Below are 1,576 nucleotides of genomic sequence, written 5' to 3'. Positions count from 1 at the left end.
AGCCCAGCGCTCGCCAACGCCTGACGAATCACCCGCTGCTGCGACGGACCGCTGGGGGCCGTCAGTCCGTTGGAGGCGCCATCCTGATTCACCGCACTGCCCCGGACCACGGCCAGGACCTCATGCCCGAGCCGCCGCGCATCCGACAGACGCTCCAACACGAGCATTCCGGCGCCCTCGGCCCAGCCCATGCCATCCGCGGAATCCGAGAACGCCTTGCACCGGCCGTCGGCGGCGACGCCACGCAGCCGGGAGAACTCGACGAACACGCCTGGGTGAGCGATCACCGTCACGCCGCCCGCCAGCGCCATTGAGCACTCACCCACCCGCAACGCCTGGGCGGCCAAGTGCAACGCCACCAGTGATGACGAGCACGCCGTGTCGACACTCACCGCCGGGCCCTCCAAGCCCAGCACATACGAGATTCGCCCGGACGCGACGCTTGAGATCGCACCCGTCGACCGGTACCCGTCCAGCTCCGGAAGTGGGGGGGGGGGGGGGCGGGGGGGGGGGGGGGGGGGGGGGGGGGGGGGGGCCGGGGGGGGGGGGTGGCTGGCGTAGGTGACGGGGATGAGGCGGCTGAAGGTGGTGGGGTGTTGGTCTGCGTAGGTTTGGAGGTGGTGGGGGTTTCCGGCGAGGACGGTGCTGGTGGGGCTGTTGATGGCGGCGATGTGGATGTCGGTGTGGGGGGGGAGGTTGAGGTGGGTGTGGGGGAGGTTGATGGTGAGCATGGCGCCGGGGGTGTTGAGGGTGGTGATGAGGGTGGAGCGGGTGGTGATGAGGTGGGCGGCGTCGTGGAGGGTGAGGATGCCGGCGGTGGTGGCGGCGGCTATTTCGCCTTGGGAGTGGCCGATGACGGCGGCGGGGGTGATGCCGTGGGTTTTCCAGAGGTGGGCGAGGCTGGTTTGGATGGCCCAGAGGAGGGGTTGGACGATGTTGGGGTGGGTGAGGAGTTCGGGGTTGGTGAGGGCGTGGTGGGGGTTCCAGGTGATGTGGGGTGCGAGGGCTTGGGTGGCGGCGTTCCAGTGTTCGGTGAAGGCGGGGCTGGTGGTGAGGAGGTCGAGGGCCATGCCGGGCCATTGGGAGCCTTGGCCGGGGAAGATGAAGACGGGTTGGTCGCTGCCGGGGTGTTTCTGGCCGAGGGTGAGGGTGGCGTCGGGGAGTTCCACGATTTCCCGCGTCGTCGACACCGGCAGATCGGTCAGGGCGCTGAGCGCGGCCAGCAGGGCACCACGGGAGTTCGTCAGAACCACCGCGCGGTGAGCGAAGTGGTGCCGGTCGGCGAGGGTGCGGCTGACGGTCGCCAGCGCGACCTCCGGATGGTCCACCAGGTGGGCGCGCAGCCGGTGCGCGGCGGCGCGCAGATCCTCGGGGCTCCTGGCTGACAGCGCGAAGTTCAGCCGGTCGTCCGCCCCGTCCGCGAGCCGCGGCCTGGTGACAGCCCTGTCGTCGTGGCGTGTGACGGTGGCCGGGGTGGCTGTGGGTGGTTCTTCGATGATGATGTGGGCGTTGGTGCCGCTGATGCCGAAGGAGGAGATTCCGGCTCGTCGTGGGGTGGTGCTGGGGGGCCAGGGGG

At 70.4% G+C, this 1,576-nt stretch carries 1 protein-coding gene; it reads right to left on the bottom strand.

Annotation, left to right across the window (positions count from 1 at the left end; all coding sequences use genetic code 11):
* The coding region (locus tag MXD61_RS05600; RefSeq protein WP_248811777.1) for a type I polyketide synthase at positions 1–1,576 on the bottom strand (1,576 nt) is incomplete at both ends.

The organism is Frankia sp. AgPm24 (assembly GCF_023243055.1).
GTDB lineage: Bacteria > Actinomycetota > Actinomycetes > Frankiales > Frankiaceae > Frankia > Frankia umida.
Note: the sequence above shows the minus strand (reverse complement) of the source record. Positions and strands in the feature narration are given on the sequence as shown.